Origin of the sequence: Arthrobacter crystallopoietes, from assembly GCF_002849715.1 — a bacterium.
In the GTDB taxonomy this organism is placed as follows: domain Bacteria; phylum Actinomycetota; class Actinomycetes; order Actinomycetales; family Micrococcaceae; genus Crystallibacter; species Crystallibacter crystallopoietes.
This window is the reverse complement of record NZ_CP018863.1, coordinates 2914380-2930722: the sequence shown is the minus strand read 5'-3', so window position 1 is coordinate 2930722 and position 16343 is coordinate 2914380. Positions and strand designations below refer to the sequence as shown.

Annotated in this window: 14 protein-coding genes and 1 tRNA gene; all 15 read right to left on the bottom strand. The window is 65.6% G+C overall.

The window, feature by feature from the left end:
* Positions 1–59: 59 nt before the first annotated feature.
* Positions 60–1739, bottom strand: coding sequence for an HNH endonuclease (locus AC20117_RS23885; RefSeq protein ID WP_074699245.1), 1680 nt, complete (start codon positions 1737–1739; stop codon positions 60–62).
* Positions 1740–2000: 261 nt separating this feature from the next.
* On the bottom strand, positions 2001–3383 hold the full coding sequence (locus AC20117_RS13760) for an ABC transporter substrate-binding protein (RefSeq protein ID WP_101632600.1): 1383 nt from the start codon (positions 3381–3383) through the stop codon (positions 2001–2003).
* A 194-nt stretch (positions 3384–3577) separates the two neighbouring features.
* Positions 3578–3650 (bottom strand) — tRNA-Leu (locus AC20117_RS13755).
* Positions 3651–3718: 68 nt separating this feature from the next.
* Complete coding sequence (locus AC20117_RS13750; protein ID WP_074702896.1) at positions 3719–4231, bottom strand: GNAT family N-acetyltransferase; 513 nt, start codon at positions 4229–4231, stop codon at positions 3719–3721.
* A 184-nt stretch (positions 4232–4415) separates the two neighbouring features.
* Positions 4416–5852, bottom strand: a complete 1437-nt coding sequence (locus AC20117_RS13745) for an NAD(P)/FAD-dependent oxidoreductase (protein ID WP_074699246.1) — start codon at positions 5850–5852, stop codon at positions 4416–4418.
* Between the two features lie 103 nt (positions 5853–5955).
* Entirely contained in the window at positions 5956–7458 is a 1503-nt protein-coding gene (locus tag AC20117_RS13740) for a S8 family serine peptidase (RefSeq protein WP_083339545.1), read from the bottom strand.
* Positions 7459–7568: 110 nt separating this feature from the next.
* On the bottom strand, positions 7569–8513 hold the full coding sequence (locus AC20117_RS13735) for a Ppx/GppA phosphatase family protein (RefSeq protein ID WP_074699247.1): 945 nt from the start codon (positions 8511–8513) through the stop codon (positions 7569–7571).
* Complete coding sequence (locus AC20117_RS13730) at positions 8510–9214, bottom strand: DUF501 domain-containing protein (RefSeq protein WP_074699248.1); 705 nt, start codon at positions 9212–9214, stop codon at positions 8510–8512. Before AC20117_RS13730 ends, AC20117_RS13735 begins: the two co-directional genes overlap by 4 nt.
* Positions 9215–9346: 132 nt before the next feature.
* Positions 9347–10081 (bottom strand): FtsB family cell division protein, encoded by a 735-nt coding sequence (locus tag AC20117_RS13725; protein WP_074699249.1) that lies wholly within the window; start codon positions 10079–10081, stop codon positions 9347–9349.
* 181 nt (positions 10082–10262) lie between these two features.
* Positions 10263–11543: a phosphopyruvate hydratase gene (gene eno, locus AC20117_RS13720; protein WP_074699250.1), complete on the bottom strand. Its 1281-nt coding sequence runs from the start codon at positions 11541–11543 to the stop codon at positions 10263–10265.
* A gap of 96 nt (positions 11544–11639) precedes the next feature.
* Positions 11640–12308, bottom strand: coding sequence for a MazG nucleotide pyrophosphohydrolase domain-containing protein (locus AC20117_RS13715; RefSeq protein WP_101632599.1), 669 nt, complete (start codon positions 12306–12308; stop codon positions 11640–11642).
* A 7-nt stretch (positions 12309–12315) separates the two neighbouring features.
* The gene (locus AC20117_RS13710; RefSeq protein ID WP_074699251.1) at positions 12316–13461 is read right to left on the bottom strand and encodes an adenosine deaminase; all 1146 of its coding nucleotides are present in this window, start codon (positions 13459–13461) and stop codon (positions 12316–12318) included.
* A 78-nt stretch (positions 13462–13539) separates the two neighbouring features.
* A complete protein-coding gene (locus AC20117_RS13705; protein ID WP_074699252.1) occupies positions 13540–14211 on the bottom strand; it encodes a DedA family protein in 672 nt (223 codons plus the stop codon).
* Between the two features lie 353 nt (positions 14212–14564).
* A complete protein-coding gene (locus AC20117_RS13700) occupies positions 14565–15851 on the bottom strand; it encodes a thymidine phosphorylase (RefSeq protein ID WP_074699253.1) in 1287 nt (428 codons plus the stop codon).
* A gap of 30 nt (positions 15852–15881) precedes the next feature.
* Complete coding sequence (locus tag AC20117_RS13695; RefSeq protein ID WP_074702898.1) at positions 15882–16277, bottom strand: cytidine deaminase; 396 nt, start codon at positions 16275–16277, stop codon at positions 15882–15884.
* Positions 16278–16343 lie beyond the last annotated feature (66 nt).

Sequence of the window (16343 nt, the reverse complement as noted above, 5' to 3'; positions counted from 1 at the left end):
CGGTTCAGGGCGTAACCCCTGAACCGCGCCTTCCTCGCTGCCAATTGCTGGCTTACGACTTAGGCTGCGGGGCGGTAGAGGAAGTCGATGCGGCCGAGCGCCCGTTCGAAGACTGACACCGGCTCCAGTGTCTCCTCCGGCTGCTCTGTTGCCGGTGGTGTGCCGGACAGTGCCGGTGCAGTGGATAGATAAGTGTGCCCGGTCGGGGTGGTCGTTTCCACCGTGTGCCGCGGTCCGGGGACGGTTTGGGCGTGCCAGCCCTCTGATTCCTTCGCGAGGTTACACGCTTCACACAAACCCTGCCCATTGACCTCGGCGGTCTCCCCGGCATCGCGCCAGGGCACGACGTGGTCGTGGTGGCGGATCGGTGCGTCGCACCACGGCGTGCGGCAGAGCTGGTCCCTGGCCTGGATCACCTGCTGCATCCCGGCGGGCATCAACCTTGCCCGCGAATCCATTCCGAGCAGCTGCCCGGTGCCCGGCGCCGTGTAAAGCCGGCGCACCCACACCTCCACCTCGTCAGCATCGGCGGAGGCTCTTCGCTTCGAACCGGGAGGCCCTGTCGCCGTACCAGCAGTGCCCGTGTTGCCCTTGCCGAGTTCTGCATCAGCGCCCGGTATTGGTTCGGCCGCCTCCGGCGGGCCGGAACCGGCAGCACCGTCCGTTTCCCTGCTTTCGGTTGTGCCTGCAACGATCTTGTCCGCCTCGGCACCCTGTACCGGATTGCCAACCGCGGGGTGATCTGTGCTGCCGTTCCCGGCGTCTGTGGTGTCCGTGCCGACGCTGCCGTTCCCGTTGTCGGTGTCGGTGTCTGCGGTGCGGATCAGGTCCCGGGCCCATTGGGCGGGGACGATGCCGTACCCGGCCAGGTGTGCCGGTTCGGAGTCGCCTTGGAACAGGGTGCGGTCGGTCATGACCAGCTGGACCTCGATTTTTGCGGGGTTCTCCGCGGGCTGGCCGGTGACGCGTTCGACGAAGATGTCGGCCATCAGCTGTCCCCGGGAGCGTTCGTCGCCCTGCGCCTTCAGCCGGTCGGCTTCCTTGGCCAGGGCCGCGAGGACGGCCACGCCCTGTGTCACCGGCACCAGGCAGCTCACCTGGGCCATGGTGTCCGGCGCCGGACGGCAGGAGACGTGGCGTTCCTTTTCGGCTTTCGCGGCCCGGCGGACCACCGACAGGGGGTCCAGCCGCAGCGCGGCCTGCTTCGCCATCGCCCCGATCTGTTTGTCCCCGCACCCTTGCAGCGTCTTCGGATCAGCACACAACTCCCGGTCGATGCGGGCGCGGTCTTCCACGCTCAGGCACGCGGTTTCGCGGACCAGGATGGTCGCCCGCCACTCGTTCAGCCGGCCCTCGGCCAACGCCCTATAGCTGTGGGGCATTTCCCTGATCAGCGTGGTCGCCATCCCCAAGTGCTTGCCGCCCCGGTTCGGCGAGTCCTTCCTGGCCAGCCCGATCTCCTTCGCCAGGCCCCGGCCCCGCCGCTCCGCCGGGACCCCGGCCGCCGCCCGGGCCTCCCGCCGGGAAGCCACAAACGCCTCGGTCTCGCGGGCCTGCCCCGCCGACGCGGCGGCCTTGAGTTCTTCCAGGGCGGTGATCCGGTCAATCCGCACCCCCTCGGACACATCCTGGTCCATGTTAGCCAGTTCCAGGATCATTGAGCGGACCAGGGCGGCACCCGGGTCGCCGGGAACCGGCTTCACCGGATCCATCTCTGCTGGAACGATTGACTCGAACATAGTTTCGATTCTATCGTGGAGTGATGGACAAACACAACGGCTACTTGCGGGCTGTGCACAACCCCAAGAACGCTTGTCGAGTTGTCAGCGGCCCTCCTTCCCTGGATCGAGACGACCAGCGGAACGCCACTTCAAACTCGTTACGCGTGAGGATGCCAGCATTGGAGTTCCGCAAGTGCCCCCCACAACGCGAGGAAGCCCCCGCCAAGAGCGGAGGCTTCCTGCGTCAGTGCGAGTGACTGCGAGTGACGTTGTTTTATTTTATAGCTGGCCGAACTCCTCACGCATCGGCTGCGGCCGGTTCTCAGCATCGTATTCATAGATACCGACGTAAGCCTCGGTCGGATCGCCGTTTTCATCGAAGGAGATCGGGCCGGAGATACCGTCGTAGTCGATATCGGCACCCTCGCGGAGCAGGGTCACGCAACCGGCGAAGTCGTAGCACTTCTCGCCGTCCCTGGACACCGACTGCATTTCTGCGGCGATGTCTTCGCCCTTAGTGCTGCCGGCAGCCTCGGAGGCCAGAGCCACGAGGTTCACGGCGTCATAAGCCTCGCCCGCGTACGCGTAGGAAGTCAGTCCGTCATCGATTTCCGCGAGAGAGGCCTTGAACTCATCCTTGGCGAAGGTGCCGGGAATGGTGCCCTGTGCACCTTCCATGGCGCCCGGATCCAGATCCTCACTCAGGTCGGCAGTGTTGCCGTCCACGAGGAACAACTGGTCCGGAGTGATGCCCTTGGCCAGCAGAAGCGGGGCGATGGACTTCACCTGGTCGAACGTAATCAGTGCGATGGCGTCCGGGTTGGCGGCAGCGACAGCGTCAACCTGTGAGCTGAACTGCGAGTCGCCCTCGTTGAACATTTCCGTCGCGACAATCTGGCCACCGGCGCCTTCAAACGCGGTCTTCACGTTGTCACGCAGGCCTGTGCCGTAGGCATCGTTCAGGACGATCATGCCCAGCGTCTGAGCACCACAGGAGACCATGTAGCTGCCCAGAGTACGGCCTTGGAGCACGTCCGAGGGGGCTGTACGCCAGTACAGGTTGTTGTCGTCCCAATCAGTGAAGTCCGGCGAGGTATTCGCCGGCGAGATCTGCAGGACGCCAGCTCCGGTGATCTGGTTGATTACGGTCTTCGAAACGCCAGAGGAGGCTGCGCCGACAATGGCGTTAACATCCTGGCCAAGCAGTGCGGACACGGATTGGGTGGCGATATCTGTGGTGGTGTCGCCCGAATCCCGGTGCACAACGTCAACGTCTTCACCGAGAACGCCGCCTGCCTCATTAATCTGCTTGATGGCCAGATCAACGCCGGCAATTTCGGGCGGGCCAAGGTACGCCAGCGCACCCGTGGTGGGCAGCAGCGAGCCGATCTTCAGCGGTGTATCGGTGGACCCCTTTGTCTCCGGTACCGCTGCCGGATCCCCCTTGGTTCCGGTGGTCGGACCCGCGCCTTCGCCGCCCTCGGGGCAGACAAGCCCGGCGGCTGCGGGTGCAGAGCCGCCGTTTCCTTCGGTTTCGGTCGAAGTGCCGCCCCCACAGGCTGACGCGAACAGTGCGACGCCGAGACCGAGTGCCGCGAATCTGGCCGCGCGCGCGGTGTTACCGCCGGCGCCAAACAGCACTGCGTTACGTGTTGCAGTCATGAATTTTTCTCCTCGATCCAAAGGTCCGCGAACCTTCGATGCGAATATCAGGGTTTCCTGATTAGAAGAAAAGCTAGTGCACAAATCGCCAAAAAATAAGACTATTCGGTTACATCATTGTAACGCTCGTCACAGCGAAGGTCTTTCACCCCAAGATGGACCCTTCCGAGACCTTCCGGAACGGAAAGAAGTTGTACCCCCGGTGGGACTCGAACCCACACTGGATCGATTTTAAGTCGACTGTCTCTGCCATTGGACTACGGGGGCGTGCCGTGAAAACGCACTTCCTAAGCCTACTCGATCCGCCCGGGCCAGGACGAGGCGGGCACGAAGGCCTACAACCGGGTGAAGGGCTCCGCGTAGCGGAACGTTCCGGCAGGCACCTCGCTGACACCAAGCGGCAGCGCCATGAAATAGTCGCCCCATTGCGGATCCGGCGCTTCGATGCCGAGCTCGGAGGCCGGCCGGTAGCCGAATCTTGGGTAGTAGGATGTGTGGCCGAGAAGCACGATCACCGACTCCCCCAACCCCGCGGCACGGATTCTGGTTTCCTCCAGCAGCGCTGCCCCTATCCCCTGCCGCTGATGTTCGGGCAGGACGGAAATCGGGCCCAGTCCGAGCGCCGGCTGATCGCCGATGAAACCACGGGTGGTGATCGTATGCCCAATAACCATGCCAGCATCGACAGCAACAATCGAGAGCCCGGGCAGGTAGCCGTCGCATTCGAACAACTCGGCCAGCAGTGCAACCTCGACCGGCGGGTTGGGCCCTTCCTCGGTGGCGAAAGCACGGCCGGTCAATTCCAGTATCGCCGGCCTGTCGCTGATATGTTCGCTGCGCACTTCCATCATTGCAGTCTAGATCCCAGCCACACTAGACAACCAGCCAACGCCACCCAAACAGCCAACCAAGCTAACGACGGCGGGAGCCGGGGTTCCGCACGAAACCCCGGCTCCCGCCGTCGTTAGGTCCTGCTGCCGCCGTCGCTGGATCCGGATCTCGGATCATTAGCGGCGGAGGCTGGGCGCATTATTAGCGCGAGTCTGCAGGCGCCTGCTCGTCAGCCTTGTCTTCCGCCTTCTTTTCGGCTGGCTTCGGCTTGGGCGCCGGGGTTGCCGCCGTGCGGAAGGCGCGGTACGGAGTTTCCAAATCGCTGATCTCGGTGGTGTCGCGGCCCAGGACAGCGTTCAGCAGCCAGTCGGCGATAACGCGGATCTTGCGCTCGACGGTCGGCATGGCGAAGCCGTGGTAACCACGGTGGGCCAGCCAGGCCAGCGGGCCCTTTAGCTTGATGCCCATGACCTTGGCGACACCCTTATTGATGCCGAAGCCGGCAACGGCGCCGAGGTTCTTGTGCTTGTACTCGGTCACCTCACCCACGCCCCAGCGCTCGGCGTAGATGTTCTTTGCCAGGTGCTTGGCCTGGCGCACGGCGTGCTGGGCGTTCGGCACGCAGAAGCCGCCGACTCCGCCGCCGGTGAGGTCCGGCACGGCCGCGACGTCGCCGGCAGTCCAGGCGCCTTCAACCGGCTTGCCGTCCGCGTCGATGATCCGAAGTTCCGCATTGGCCTTGACCCGGCCGCGCTCATCCAGCTCGAAGCCGAAGTTGCGCACGACGGGGTTCGCCTGAACGCCTGCCGTCCACAGCAGGGTGTCCGTTTCGAAAGACTGCGCCGGGGTCTTGTCCGGCATGTTGATGAGATCCAGCTTGCCGTCCACGGCGGAGGCCAGGGACGTGTTGAGCAGGACCTCGATGCCGCGGGAGCGCATGTGCTCGACGACCCACTCGGCCTGGTGCTCGGTGACCTCGGGCATGATTCGGCCCATGGCCTCTACCAGCACGAAGCGCAGGTCGGAGCGCTTCAGGCGCGGGTTGTGCTCTGCAGCGTGGCGCGCCATGTCCTCGATCTCGGTCATGGCTTCGATGCCAGCGAATCCGCCGCCAACGCAGACGAAGGTCAGGGCGCGCTTCTTCTCCGGGCCGTCCGGCATGATGGAGCCGGCTTCGATCCGTTCCAGCACGGTGTTGCGCAGTTCCAGCGCTTCTTCAATGGTCTTCAGCCCGATGCCCTCTTCGGCGAGGCCCGGGATGGGGAAGGTGCGGGTCACCGCGCCGGCGGCAATCACCACGTCGCGGTACGGAACCTCGAAGCTGACTTCGCCGTCTTCGGATTCAACCACGGCGGTCTTGTTGGCGTGGTCGATCGAGGCCACTCGGCCAGTGATGACTTCGGTCTGCTTCAGGTGCATGCGGTGGGAAACCACGGCATGGCGGGATTCGATGGAGCCGGCAGCCACCTCCGGCAGGAACGGCTGGTAAGTCATGTAGGGCAGCGGATCCACCAGGGTCACGATGCCGCCATGGGCCTTAACCTTCTTTTGGAGCTTAAGGGCCACATAAAGTCCGACGTAGCCACCGCCGACTACGAGGACGCGAGGACGGTCTGAGAGAGCAGGAGTGTATGCCATACGCAATAGTGTAAACCCTTTTGTGAAAGTTTTCACTAAGTAGCGGGCGCAGGCGCGGAACCGCGTAAGGCGGGCGCTGAAACGCAGTCAGGTCCTCGTGTGGTCAGCGGTTCTGTGGACCGCTGCCTTTGCCGGTTCCTTGGTCCACAATCTTGCCCGATTCCTTGAGCAGCGGCTCGCGGATCGGCGGCAGGAAACCCGTGTCTTCACCGTCGTCGGCACCCTGTTCAGCGGCTGCCACCTGACGGGCGCGCAGCGTCTGCTGGACGCCTAGGCCGATGACCAGGATAAAAACGAGGCTGAACCCGATCACGATCACCGCGGGAAGCACGTCCCCTTCAAGCCGCGGCTCCTCTGCCACCGGAGTGGTGGGCTCGGGTACGGCCGGTTCTTCCTCCACGCGGTTGGCGGGGGCTTTGGTTTCAGGCGGGGCCACCTGTCCCCTGCGGTGCACGGTGATCCACTGGGCGATCGAGCCCACCGGATTCGCGCCGACAACCGCCACGTCAGCGGTCAGGGCCGCTTCGGCGTCGAGAATCCCGAAACCGTAGATCGGGTCATGACCAGGCACGCCTGCGTCTTTGGCCGTGGAGATGATGCGGTTGACAACCTGGGCCGCGCTCATCTCCGGGTACTCGGCACGGATGAGGGCCGCAACGCCGGAGACCAACGGAGTGGCGCCGGAGGTACCGGACCAGTCCGCGTAGAGGCCGTCTGGCAGGCCGCCCACCAGGTCCTCAGCCGGGGCCGCCACGCCAATCACGATGCTCTGGGCGGAAGCGCCTTCGCTGGCTTCGCCTTCGCGGTTCAGCCCGGCGACCGTCAGCACGCCGGGAATGGTGGCGGGCGCACCGGACTGCTCTGTTCCACCGGCGCGGTTGCCCGCAGCGGCCACAATAACGACGTCGTTCTGCTCGGCATAGAGGAACGCTTCGTCCCAGCTTTCGGGCCAGGACGTGCTGGAGCTGGTCAGCGACATGTTGATGACCTTGGCACCGTTGTCCACGGCCCACTTCACCGCGGCGGGGATCTGTTCTTCGATGCTGACGCCGGCCGGATTCGGCGACCCGAGCCAGGTGGAGACGGTCAGCAGGTCGGCCTTGGGCGCCACCCCGATAACACCGTCGGTACCGGCGCCGATGCCCTTGTCGTTGGGCTCAGGCGCCTTCTCGTCGTCGTCCTTCTGGTCTTTGTCCTTGTCGGCGGCGCCCTTGTCCGCCTCCTTCTTTTCGGGGGCGTGGCCGCGGCCGGCCAGCAAGGTGGCAACGAGGGTGCCGTGTTCAGGGGTCTGGCCGATGCCGCGCTGCCCGTTGGGCGTACCGGAGCCGGAAACATCCGTACCACCGACGACGGCGCCCTTGAGATCCGGGTGGCTGGCGTCGACGCCGCTGTCGATGACGGCAACCTTGACGCCTTCGCCCTGCGAGGTCTTCCACGCTTCGCGGATACCGTAGGAGTCCAGCCAGTACTGCTTGTCCCGGGTGGCATCGGCTATCGCCGCCGGGGCGAAGACTGTGCCGCCTACCAAGGCCAGCACGGAGACCACAGAGAGTGCGGCGGCTCGGACCGTGGCCCGACGGCCCGGTTTTCCGGCCCTGCTGTGCATACGTGTCCTCTTTCCTGGATTCCCCGGTGTCCTGCCAGTCCCCTGTACGGGGGCATGGCGGACTATCCTACCGTTGATCGGACCGGCGGCCCTTCTCGGTTACTTCGTGCTTACCCGCGGGCGGCGCTCATGGCGATGCCGTCGAGGATGTCGTGCTCGCTGGCGGTGGCCCCGTTGACTCCGCCGGCGGTCAGTTCATTAACGCGATTGTTAATGGTGCGCCAGATCAGGGCCCCGGCGCCAATCACGTCCACCCGGCCCGGATGCATGTAGGGCAGAGCGGCGCGTTCAGCACGGGACATGGACAGCAGCGACGTGCAGGCGGCGGCGGTCTTGGCCGTATCCAGCTCCGCACCATGAATGGCGTTGGGCTGGTATTCGGTCAGCCCGAGGGCATGGGCCGTCACGGTGGTGATGGACCCGGCCACGCCGACCAGCCGGTCCGTGTCAGCGAGCGGTACGTCCCCCAGCACGGCGTCGATGTAGGCGTTGATGTCCGTTTCCGCGGCGGCGATTTCGACGGCGGTCGGCGGATCCGATTTCAGGTGCCGTTCGGTAAAGCGCACGCAGCCCATGTCCGTGCTCAGGGCGGCCTGGACCCCCTCGGACGTGCCGAGGACGAACTCGGTGCTGCCGCCGCCCAGGTCGACCACCAGCACCTTCTCCCCCGGTGCCGTGGCCAGCACGCTTGCCGCGCCGGTGAAGGACAGTTCTGCTTCCTCGGCACCGGACACGACTTCCGGTTCCACGCCGAGGCGCTCCCTGATCCCGTCGACAAAGACCTGGCGGTTGCCGGCGTCGCGGGTGGCGGAGGTGGCGACGAAGCGCAGGCGTTCGGCGCCGTGCTCCTGCAGCAGGCCCGCGTATTCCTCCGCGGCGGCGAAAGTACGGGTCAGGGCTTCCTCGGCGAGCATGCCGGTGGCGTCGACGCCCTGGCCAAGCCGGACTACCTTCATCAGCCGCACCACGTCGGTCAGCACGCCGTCGCCGTCGATATCGGCAATCAGCAGGCGGATGGAGTTCGTACCGCAGTCAATGGCACCTACGCGGCTCATCGGGCTCCCTCTTCCTGTTCCGGCGCGCCGTGTGCCGGCGCGCCATGTTCGCCCGCCGGTTCCTCTTCGGCAGCACGACGGCGTTCGGCCTTCTTGGCCTCGAGCTCTTCCGGGCTCAGGCCTTGGGTCTTGGTGTGGCGGCTCAGGTCCTTCGCGGGGGCAGGCCCCGCAACGTCCCAGGCGCCGTCGCAATAACAGCGGTCCTTGGTCCACCATTCTGCAATCCCGTCCAACGCCTCATCACCCAGCGGGTTCACGCCCGGGCCGACGGCCAGCGAATGTCCCACCAGCACGTGCAGGCACTTGACCCGCGTGGGCATCCCGCCGGCGGAGACACCGGCAATCTCGGGGACAGGCCCGACGCCGGTGCGGGCGCCGATTTCATCGCGGACGCGCAGGTAGTCCTCGTGCGCCTCACGGTAGGCGGCAGCCAGTTCCGGATCGCGTTCGAGCCGTTCAGTCATTTCGGTCATGACACCGGCGGCCTCGAGCCGGGACACGGCCGAGGTGATGATCGGATGGGTCAGGTAGAAAGTCGTGGGGAACGGAATGCCGTTGCCCAGCCGCGGCGCCGTCGTTGCCACCAGGGGGTTGCCGCAGACGCAGCGCGCCCCTATTTCCACCACGTCCCGAACCGGCCGGCCGAGCTGCCGGCTGAGGGTCTCCAGATCCTGGGGGGTGGGTGTGCGCGGGTCTTCCATGGCGCGGTCCTTCCTGGCTGTGCGGACATGCTGGTGCGTGCGGTTTGGCTTGGATAAGCGGCTGGGTTGGGGCGGGCAAAGGTACTGGCGCCGCTTCGGCCGGCCGGTTTCCCAAACCGTCGGAAAGACGAGCTATTCAGCTGGGTTTTCGGCCGAATCATCCGGTTTTTCGGAGCTGTCCGGCTTGTCCGAAGACTTTTCCTCGTCCTCTTCCGCCGGAACGTCGGTAGCTGCCCGCTTCACCGAGTCCCACAGCGCATCCACCCACGGCAGGTTGGACGGTGCCGCTACGGACGCATGCTCCTCGGATTCGCTCAGCCCCTCGGTCCCGGTCACCAGATAACGTGTCTCACCCGGCATTACATAGAATATGCGATCCCGGGCCTGTTGTTTGATGTACTCCGGGTCCTCCCAGCGGGCCAGCTCCCGCTCCAGCTTGCTCTGGGTCTTCTGCTCGGCCGCAATCTCGCGTTCCAAAGCGGCGATTTCGGAACGCTGCTCGATGAAGATCCGCACGGACGGCGCCAGCAGAATGGTGATCGTCACGAGTACGACGGCGAGGGCCAGCATGCGTCCGGAAAAACCCCTGGCCGGGACCGGGGTGCTTCCAGTGCCGTCGCCGCCATCTTCCGGCCGGTCCTGCGGCGTCGTCCTGCTGATAATGGGTTGCCGGATGGCGCCGGAGAGCTCGCGGCGTTCGGCTGCCCGGGCTTCCGACGGCGAGGGCTTCTTTTTGGTTCCTTCGGTTTTCGATCCTTCGGATTTGGCCTCGGAGCCGCCGAAGTCCGCGCGGATAACCTTTGCCTCGGACGAGGCGCCTTCATGCCCCGCTGCACCGCTGCTGGTCCGGCCGGTGTTCCCGGACATGGAACCACCCGGCGCCCCTGAACCGGAACCTGTTTGCACAGGCCCGTTGCCGCCGGCCGGGCGGCCGGCACGTGGCACTCTGGGGCGTCGGGTGGCCATGGAGCTCCTAGATCATTGGTCGTCGGCAGGAATTGAGGTTATCAGTCCCCGCTTAAGACGATACAGATTCAGGGGCTTCGGATCAGGCTTTGAAACGCGGGAAAGCGCCGGCACCTGCATAGCGCGCGGCGTCGTCGAGCTCTTCTTCGATGCGCAGCAGCTGGTTGTACTTGGCCACACGCTCGGACCGGGCCGGGGCGCCGGTCTTGATCTGGCCCGCGTTGGTGGCCACCGAGATATCCGCAATGGAAGTATCCTCGGTCTCGCCGGAGCGGTGCGAGGTGATCGTGGTGTAGCCATTGCGCTGTGCCAGCGAGACGGCTTCCAGGGTCTCCGTGAGGGAACCGATCTGGTTGACCTTGACCAGCAGCGAGTTCGCGGTGTTGGCGTCGATGCCCTGCTGCAGGCGCTCGGGGTTGGTGACGAAGAGGTCATCGCCCACCAGCTGCACCTTGTCACCGATTTCGGCGGTCAGGGTGGCCCAGCCTTCCCAGTCGTCCTCGTCCAGCGGGTCCTCGATGGAGACCAGCGGGTAGTCGGCGACGAGCTGCTTGTAGTACTCGCTCATCTCGGCCGCGGTCAGGGACTTGCCCTCGAACTGGTAGGCGCCGTCGGAGTAGAACTCGGAGGAGGCGACGTCCAGGGCCAGCGCGATTTCCTTGCCCGGGGTGTAGCCGGCCTTGTTGATCGCCTCGGTGATCAGGTCCAGCGCCGCGCGGTTGCTCGGCAGGTTGGGGGCGAAACCGCCCTCATCGCCCAGTCCGGTGGACAGGCCCTTGTCCTTCAGCACGGTCTTGAGGCTGTGGTAGACCTCGACGCCCCAGCGCAGGCCTTCGGAGAAGGTGGCAGCACCCAGGGGCACCACCATGAATTCCTGGATGTCGACGTCGGAGTCCGCGTGGGAGCCGCCGTTGAGGATGTTCATCAGCGGAACGGGAAGCACGTGCGCGTTCGGGCCGCCCAGGTACTTGTACAGCGGCAGGTTGGCCGACTCGGCAGCAGCATTGGCCACGGCCAGCGAAACACCCAGGATGGCGTTGGCGCCCAGGTTGGACTTGTTGGAGGTGCCGTCCAGGTCGATCATGGTCTGGTCGATCAGGCGCTGGTCGGTCGCGTCGCGGCCCACCAGTGCGGGCTGGATGGTGTCGAGCACCGCGTTGACGGCCTGGCTGACGCCCTTGCCCAGGTAGCGGTTCTTCTCGCCGTCACGGCGCTCGGCCGCTTCGAAAGCACCGGTGGATGCCCCGGACGGGACAGCAGCGCGGCCCATGGAGCCGTCCGAGAGCAAGACCTCAACCTCAACCGTGGGATTGCCGCGGGAATCAAGGATTTCACGCGCGTGGATGGCATCAATAAGCGCCATTGATTGCTCCTGTTCATTGGAACGAAAGATGAAACTCTTTACAACAGGCCGCCGGACAGCACTGTCGGTCTAAGCGTAATGGAGAACGGGGCGTGCTTATGCGCCCGTTACGCCGCGTTGAAACCGGCGTACCGCGCCCCGCAGCGCCTGCTCCGCGTCCAGGCCTGCGGCCGAGGCCTGGCTAACGACGGCGAGCAGCAGGTCCCCGAGTTCGGTTTCCGAGGCCGGTGGCCGGCTTCCTGCCTCGGAGCTTCCCGGCTGTTGGTCCACCGGGACGCCGGCACGCCTGGCCCGGCCGATCGACTTCGCCGCCAAGGTGAGTGCGGGCAATGTCGGCGGGATGCCGTCGAACGGGCTGTCCCGTTCGGGCCGCTCACCTTGTTTGACCGCATCGTAGCTGGCGACAATTTCCTCGATGCTCTCGGGGAAGGACTCCTGCAGCGAACCATCGGGCTTGAACACATGCCGGTTCCGGCGGACCAGCTTTGCACTCAGGTATTCGGCCACATCCTCGAAGTTGAAGTTGCCGGCCTCCTCCTGGATCCGGGCATGCAGCAGCACCTGGAAGAGGACGTCGGCCAGCTCGCCCTTGAGTTCGGCGCTTGCGCCCGGTCCGGCCTCGATGACCTCGGCCAGCTCGTGGGATTCCTCGATCAGGTACTCGACCAAGGACTCGTGGGTGAGCGCAGCTGTCCACAAGCAATGCTCGCGCAACTGCGCCACAACCTGCACAAGCCGGCCGACCGCCGTCGTGCTTTCAGCCATGGCAGGTTCAGCCCTGGTAGGCCCTGAACCCCTCGGCTATGTATTCGACCAGCGCTTCGCGCTCTTCCAGCGGCAGGAAGGCTGCTTCCGCTGCATTGAGGGTGATTTCGAGCAGGTCATCGAGGTCGTAGTCGAAGGTTTCGACCAGCAGTTCATACTCGTCGGTGAGCGTAACGCCGCTCATCAGACGGTTGTCAGCGTTGATGGTCACCTTGAAGCCGGTCTGGTAGAGCAGGTCGAACGGGTGGTTTTCGATGCCCTCGCCGAAGGGCGCGGTGGCACCGGTCTGGAGGTTCGAGGACGGGCTGCATTCCAGCGCGATCCCCCGGTCCCGGACCCAGGCGGCAACGCGGCCCAGCGTGACGAGGCCCAGATCGGCGTCGTTCTCTTCATTCGGGGTGAAGTCCACCTGGATGTCCTCGGCGATACGCACGCCGTGGCCCAGGCGCAGGGCTCGGCCGCTGACCAGGGCGTCGACAATGCTGTCCAGCCCCGCGGCCTCGCCGGCGTGGATGGTGACCGGGAACTGGTTTTCGGCCAGGTAGGTGAACGCGTCCTTGAACCGGTAGGGCGGGAAGCCGTCCTCGGCGCCGGCAATGTCGAAGCCGACGGCGCCCTTGTCCCGGTGCCGGATGGCAAGCTCGGCGATCTCCTGGCCGCGGTCCGCGTGGCGCATGGCCGTAATCAGCTGACCGACCTGGATGGGACGGCCGCTGGCCTCAACCGCGTCCACGCCAGCTTCAAGCCCGGCCTGGACTGCTTCGACTGCCTCATCCAGCGTCAGCCCCTTGGTCAGGTGCTGCTCCGGCGCCCAGCGCACCTCGCCGTACACCACGCCGTCGTCCGCCAGATCCTCGACGAACTCCTTTGCGACCCGGTGCAGGCCCTCCTTGGTCTGCATCACGGCTACGGTGTGGTCGAACGTTTCCAGGTAGCGAACCAGCGAGCCGGAGTCCGCGGATTCGCGGAACCACTCGCCCAGCGCGACCGGATCGGTTGACGGCAATTGATGGCCTACTTCGGCGGCCAGTTCGATGATGGTCCCCGGGCGGAGACCGCCGTCGAGGTGGTCGTGCAGCGAAACCTTGGGGAGGCTGCGGATATCGATGTCGACGTCGGCGGCAGGGTCAGCAGAGTAATTAGGCTCAGTCACAGGCACCACCTTACGTTGGCAATCGAACCGATGCACGCGTCAGGAACTGTTGTGTAGGGGTGGTGGAAAACGGGAGGTTCAGTGCGAGACCGGGGTGCCGGTCCGCGAGTGCGCGCCCTTGGAGGCTGCGTCCTCCGCCGCAAGGCTCTTGCGTGCCTTGCGCTTGTAGAGCAGTTTCAGTCCGTGGTCCACCACCAGACCCATGGCCAGGGCGATGACAATGGCCAGGCCGGCAGCCAGCAGGCTGTGGTCGTGGAACCACTGGCCGGCGAGGGCGCCGATGCCCACGGAATACAGCGACCAGGAGATGCCGGCGATGATGCTGAAGAAGACGAACCTGCGCTGGTGGAAGCCGGTGGCGCCGGCGGTCATGTTGACCGCAACGCGGCCGATGGGGATGTAGCGGGCGCTGAGGATCAGCAGGGCGCCGCGCCGGTCGAGTTCCTTCCGTGCCCAGGCGAAGGCCGAGGCGACACGCGGGCGCTGCATCCATCTGAAGCGGTTCGAGCCGATGCGCCGGCCGATCAGATACGCGATGTTGTCCCCTGCGATGGCGCCAGCTGCCGCGATCACCATGACCAGCCAGATGTTCGGCACGCCTGCCGAAACGGCCAGCGCGGACAATGCAACTACCACTGATTCGCTCGGCACCGGTGGGAAAATTCCGTCAATGAGGCAGAGCGCGAAAAGCAGCGGATACACCCACCATTGGGCGGCCGCATCGATGATGAAGACGTTAAGAGCGTCCATAAAAGCCTGCACGTGAATGATCCTGTTCGCCGGTTGGTTATTCCAACGATGTCACGTTGCAATAAGTGCCGCTATGGGGTGTTGCCCTGATCAACCCCCTGAGATAACGGTACGTGCCCACCGCCCTGCACGCATCATCCCTTGATCCCATGACGGCAGCTTCTGCGCTGCGATCACCGCGGCTGCCTCATCCCTCGGGGTGAGACAGCCGCGGCTCCGGCCACTCCCCCCGGGCGCCGGTATGGCAACAATTATCCACGCGGTTTGACAGCTGTGGAAGAGGTTTGTCCATCCGATGTAGTTATCCCTACCCCAGTTTCTGCGCGCTGGGGTAGGTCGCTGGGCGTGGGCGGTCAGGCGATGCGGTCGATGACCAGTTGCTGGGCGGGCCGGTCACCTTCGGGACCAATAACGACGGCGTCCGCCAGGGCCTCTTTCGCCCGGTCGAATTTTTCCGGCGTGTCCGTCAGCAGGGTCATGAGCGGCTCGCCCGCCCGGACCAGCGCGCCCGGTTTCGCATGCATCCGCACCCCGGCACCGGCCTGGACCGGGTCTTCCTTGCGGGCGCGGCCGGCACCCAGTCGCCAGGCGGCGACGCCGACGGCGAGGGCATCCAGTTCCAGCAGGACGCCGTCCGCTGCGGCATAGACCACTTCAGATTCCTTGGCGGTCGGCAACGCGGCCCGCGGATCGCCGCCCTGCGCCTTGATCATGCGGTTCCAGACGTCCATCGCCCGCCCGTCCTTGAGCGCGGCGGCCGGATCCGCGTCCGGCACACCGGCAGCCTGCAGCATTTCTTCGGCCAGCCGGATTGTCAGTTCCACCACGTCCTGGGGGCCGCCGCCGGCCAGCACCTCCACGGATTCCTCCACCTCGATGGCGTTGCCTGCGGTCAGTCCCAGCGGCGTCCGCATATTGGTGAGCAAGGCCACCGTGTTCACGCCGGCGTCCTTGCCCAGGCCCACCATGGTTTCGGCCAGCTCGCGGGCCATGTCCTCGTCCTTCATGAACGCCCCGGAGCCGACCTTGACGTCCAGTACCAGTGAACCGGTGCCCTCGGCGATCTTCTTGCTCATGATGGAGGAGGCGATCAGCGGGATGGCCTCCACCGTGCCGGTGACATCACGCAGGGCGTAGAGCTTCTTGTCCGCCGGGGCCAGGCCGGCGCCCGCGGCGCAGATCACCGCACCGACATCGGCCAGCTGGGCCATCATTTGGTCGTTGGACAGGTCCGCGCGCCAGCCGGGGACCGACTCCAGCTTGTCCAGGGTTCCGCCCGTGTGCCCGAGCCCGCGGCCGGACAGCTGCGGCACGGCGACACCGAAGACCGCGACCAGCGGGGCCAGCGGGAGGGTGATCTTGTCCCCCACGCCGCCGGTGGAGTGCTTGTCGCTGGTCGCCTTGCCGAGCGAGGAGAAGTCCATCCTCTCGCCCGAGGCGATCATCGCCGTCGTCCATTGGGAGATTTCCTCGCGGCTCATGCAGTTCAGGAGGATGGCCATGTTCAGGGCGGACATCTGCTCGTCAGCGATGGCGCCGCGGGTGTAGGCATCGATGGTCCAGCTGATCTGCTCCGGACTCAACGTCCCCTTGTCGCGTTTGATCCGGATGATGTCGACGGCGTCGAACTTCTCACTCACGTGGCTCTCCTTCTGTCAGCGTGCCGGGACTCAGCCCAGGTTTTCGGGTCCGAAGGCGTCCGGCAGGACCTCTTCCATGGACTTGATGCCGGAAACGGTCATCAGCTGCATGCCCGGCGCCCGGAATTCGTGCAGCAGTTGGCGGCAGCGTCCGCACGGCATCAAGATATTGCCGGCCCCGTCGACGCAGCTGAAGGCCACCAGCCGCCCGCCGCCGGACATGTGCAGCGCGCTGACCAGCGAACATTCCGCGCACAGCGTCAGGCCGTAGGAGGCGTTTTCCACGTTCGCGCCGGAGACGATCCGGCCGTCCTCGGTCAGGGCGGCCGCGCCCACCGGATACTTCGAGTAGGGCACATAGGCGTGCGCGGAGGCTGCGCGCGCCGCGTCCTGCAGGCCGGTCCAGTCCACCTCGGCCTGGTGCACCGCGGCAGCCTCCGCCTTGGCGCGGCCCGACTTGGCCCGGTCAACCTGAGGTGCCCCGCCATCCTT